Annotated in this window: 9 tRNA genes and 2 rRNA genes; all 11 read left to right on the forward strand. The window is 49.7% G+C overall.

What is annotated here, in order from left to right:
• Positions 1–171 precede the first annotated feature (171 nt).
• The 11 genes from ACU8YC_RS24560 (at position 172) to ACU8YC_RS24610 (ending at position 4156) form a co-directional block, all read left to right on the forward strand.
• Positions 172–3093, forward strand: a 23S ribosomal RNA gene (locus tag ACU8YC_RS24560).
• 70 nt (positions 3094–3163) lie between these two features.
• A 5S ribosomal RNA gene (gene rrf, locus ACU8YC_RS24565) occupies positions 3164–3278 on the forward strand.
• A gap of 10 nt (positions 3279–3288) precedes the next feature.
• Positions 3289–3364, forward strand: a tRNA-Val gene (locus ACU8YC_RS24570).
• 6 nt (positions 3365–3370) lie between these two features.
• Positions 3371–3446: transfer RNA gene (locus ACU8YC_RS24575), tRNA-Thr, on the forward strand.
• 6 nt (positions 3447–3452) lie between these two features.
• A tRNA-Lys gene (locus ACU8YC_RS24580) sits at positions 3453–3528 on the forward strand.
• 8 nt (positions 3529–3536) lie between these two features.
• Positions 3537–3619: transfer RNA gene (locus ACU8YC_RS24585), tRNA-Leu, on the forward strand.
• A 3-nt stretch (positions 3620–3622) separates the two neighbouring features.
• Positions 3623–3697, forward strand: a tRNA-Gly gene (locus ACU8YC_RS24590).
• Between the two features lie 11 nt (positions 3698–3708).
• Positions 3709–3797 (forward strand) — tRNA-Leu (locus tag ACU8YC_RS24595).
• A gap of 12 nt (positions 3798–3809) precedes the next feature.
• Positions 3810–3883, forward strand: a tRNA-Arg gene (locus tag ACU8YC_RS24600).
• 9 nt (positions 3884–3892) lie between these two features.
• Positions 3893–3966: transfer RNA gene (locus ACU8YC_RS24605), tRNA-Pro, on the forward strand.
• A gap of 116 nt (positions 3967–4082) precedes the next feature.
• Positions 4083–4156: transfer RNA gene (locus tag ACU8YC_RS24610), tRNA-Met, on the forward strand.
• Positions 4157–4175: the final 19 nt, after the last annotated feature.

Here is a 4175-nt window from a genome sequence, read left to right on the forward strand (position 1 = left end):
TTGAAAACTAGATAAGTAAGTAAGATTTTACCAAGCAAAACCGAGTGAATAGAGTTTTAAATAAGCTTGAATTCATAAATAATCGCTAGTGTTCGGAAGAACACTCACAAGATTAATAACTAGTTTTAGCTGTTTATTTTGAATTGTTATTCAAAATATGGTGGCAACATAGATTAAGTTATTAAGGGCGCACGGTGGATGCCTTGGCACTAGAAGCCGATGAAGGACGTTACTAACGACGATATGCTTTGGGTAGCTGTAAGTAAGCGTTGATCCAGAGATTTCCGAATGGGGGAACCCAGCATGAGTTATGTCATGTTATCGACATGTGAATTCATAGCATGTCAGAAGGCAGACCCGGAGAACTGAAACATCTTAGTACCCGGAGGAAGAGAAAGAAAAATCGATTCCCTGAGTAGCGGCGAGCGAAACGGGAAGAGCCCAAACCAACAAGCTTGCTTGTTGGGGTTGTAGGACACTCTATACGGAGTTACAAAAGAACATGTTAGACGAATCATCTGGAAAAATGAATCAAAGAAGGTAATAATCCTGTAGTCGAAAACATATTCTCTCTTGAGTGGATCCTGAGTACGACGGAGCACGTGAAATTCCGTCGGAATCTGGGAGGACCATCTCCTAAGGCTAAATACTCTCTAGTGACCGATAGTGAACCAGTACCGTGAGGGAAAGGTGAAAAGTACCCCGGAAGGGGAGTGAAAAAGAACTTGAAACCGTGTGCTTACAAGTAGTCAGAGCCCGTTAATGGGTGATGGCGTGCCTTTTGTAGAATGAACCGGCGAGTTACGATCTGATGCAAGGTTAAGCAGCAAATGTGGAGCCGCAGCGAAAGCGAGTCTGAATAGGGCGTTGAGTATTTGGTCGTAGACCCGAAACCAGGTGATCTACCCTTGGTCAGGTTGAAGTTCAGGTAACACTGAATGGAGGACCGAACCGACTTACGTTGAAAAGTGAGCGGATGAACTGAGGGTAGCGGAGAAATTCCAATCGAACTTGGAGATAGCTGGTTCTCTCCGAAATAGCTTTAGGGCTAGCCTCAAGTGATGATTATTGGAGGTAGAGCACTGTTTGGACGAGGGGCCCCTCTCGGGTTACCGAATTCAGACAAACTCCGAATGCCAATTAATTTAACTTGGGAGTCAGAACATGGGTGATAAGGTCCGTGTTCGAAAGGGAAACAGCCCAGACCACCAGCTAAGGTCCCAAAATATATGTTAAGTGGAAAAGGATGTGGCGTTGCCTAGACAACTAGGATGTTGGCTTAGAAGCAGCCATCATTTAAAGAGTGCGTAATAGCTCACTAGTCGAGTGACACTGCGCCGAAAATGTACCGGGGCTAAACATATTACCGAAGCTGTGGATTGTCCTTTGGACAATGGTAGGAGAGCGTTCTAAGGGCGTCGAAGCATGATCGCAAGGACATGTGGAGCGCTTAGAAGTGAGAATGCCGGTGTGAGTAGCGAAAGACGGGTGAGAATCCCGTCCACCGATTGACTAAGGTTTCCAGAGGAAGGCTCGTCCGCTCTGGGTTAGTCGGGTCCTAAGCTGAGGCCGACAGGCGTAGGCGATGGATAACAGGTTGATATTCCTGTACCACCTAGTATCGTTTTAATCGATGGGGGGACGCAGTAGGATAGGCGAAGCGTGCTGTTGGAGTGCACGTCCAAGCAGTAAGGCTGAGTGTTAGGCAAATCCGGCACTCATAAGGCTGAGCTGTGATGGGGAGAGGAAATTGTTTCCTCGAGTCGTTGATTTCACACTGCCGAGAAAAGCCTCTAGATAGATAACAGGTGCCCGTACCGCAAACCGACACAGGTAGTCAAGATGAGAATTCTAAGGTGAGCGAGCGAACTCTCGTTAAGGAACTCGGCAAAATGACCCCGTAACTTCGGGAGAAGGGGTGCTCTTTAGGGTTCACGCCTAGAAGAGCCGCAGTGAATAGGCCCAAGCGACTGTTTATCAAAAACACAGGTCTCTGCTAAACCGTAAGGTGATGTATAGGGGCTGACGCCTGCCCGGTGCTGGAAGGTTAAGAGGAGTGGTTAGCTTCTGCGAAGCTACGAATCGAAGCCCCAGTAAACGGCGGCCGTAACTATAACGGTCCTAAGGTAGCGAAATTCCTTGTCGGGTAAGTTCCGACCCGCACGAAAGGCGTAACGATTTGGGCAATGTCTCAACGAGAGACTCGGTGAAATCATAGTACCTGTGAAGATGCAGGTTACCCGCGACAGGACGGAAAGACCCCGTGGAGCTTTACTGTAGCCTGATATTGAAATTCGGCACAGCTTGTACAGGATAGGTAGGAGCCTTTGAAACGTGAGCGCTAGCTTACGTGGAGGCGTTGGTGGGATACTACCCTAGCTGTGTTGGCTTTCTAACCCGCACCACTTATCGTGGTGAAAGACAGTGTCAGGCGGGCAGTTTGACTGGGGCGGTCGCCTCCTAAAAGGTAACGGAGGCGCTCAAAGGTTCCCTCAGAATGGTTGGAAATCATTCATAGAGTGTAAAGGCATAAGGGGGCTTGACTGCGAGACCTACAAGTCGAGCAGGGTCGAAAGACGGACTTAGTGATCCGGTGGTTCCGCATGGAAGGGCCATCGCTCAACGGATAAAAGCTACCCCGGGGATAACAGGCTTATCTCCCCCAAGAGTTCACATCGACGGGGAGGTTTGGCACCTCGATGTCGGCTCATCGCATCCTGGGGCTGTAGTCGGTCCCAAGGGTTGGGCTGTTCGCCCATTAAAGCGGTACGCGAGCTGGGTTCAGAACGTCGTGAGACAGTTCGGTCCCTATCCGTCGTGGGCGTAGGAAATTTGAGAGGAGCTGTCCTTAGTACGAGAGGACCGGGATGGACATACCTCTGGTGTACCAGTTGTCGTGCCAACGGCATAGCTGGGTAGCTATGTATGGACGGGATAAGTGCTGAAAGCATCTAAGCATGAAGCCCCCCTCAAGATGAGATTTCCCAACTTCGGTTATAAGATCCCTCGAAGATGACGAGGTTAATAGGTTCGAGGTGGAAGCGTGGTGACACGTGGAGCTGACGAATACTAATCGATCGAAGACTTAATCAAATTTTTTAAAAGCGTTTTGCGACGCAAAACTTACTTACTATCTAGTTTTGAATGTATAATCATTCATTTGTCTGGTGACAATGGCAAGGAGGTCACACCTGTTCCCATGCCGAACACAGAAGTTAAGCTCCTTAGCGCCGATGGTAGTCGGACTGACGTTCCGCTAGAGTAGGACGTTGCCAGGCAATATAATGTGGAGAATTAGCTCAGCTGGGAGAGCATCTGCCTTACAAGCAGAGGGTCGGCGGTTCGAACCCGTCATTCTCCACCATTTATAGCCGGCCTAGCTCAATTGGTAGAGCAACTGACTTGTAATCAGTAGGTTGGGGGTTCAAGTCCTCTGGCCGGCACCATCTTTTGAGCCATTAGCTCAGTTGGTAGAGCATCTGACTTTTAATCAGAGGGTCAGAGGTTCGAATCCTCTATGGCTCACCATTTAAATAGCGGGTGTGGCGGAATTGGCAGACGCACTAGACTTAGGATCTAGCGCCTTTACGGCGTGGGGGTTCGACTCCCTTCACCCGCATTTGCGGAAGTAGTTCAGTGGTAGAACACCACCTTGCCAAGGTGGGGGTCGCGGGTTCGAATCCCGTCTTCCGCTCCATTAACGATATTGCCGGGGTGGCGGAACTGGCAGACGCACAGGACTTAAAATCCTGCGGTGAGAGATCACCGTACCGGTTCGATTCCGGTCCTCGGCACCATCTTTAATATTTGCGCCCGTAGCTCAACTGGATAGAGCGTTTGACTACGGATCAAGAGGTTATGGGTTCGACTCCTATCGGGCGCGCTTATTTTACGGGAAGTAGCGCAGCTTGGTAGAGCACTTGTTTTGGGACCAAGGGGTCGTAGGTTCGAATCCTGTCTTCCCGATACTAAAATAAATTTTGCGGGCTTAGCTCAGCTGGGAGAGCGCCTGCTTCGCACGCAGGAGGTCAGCGGTTCGATCCCGCTAGTCTCCACCATTATTAATTTACAAGCTACATAACGGCGGTGTAGCTCAGCTGGCTAGAGCGTACGGTTCATACCCGTGAGGGCGGGGGTTCGATCCCCTCCACAGCCCCAACTATTAGTTGTATGCA

Source organism: Citrobacter sp. VF227 (assembly GCF_052950715.1).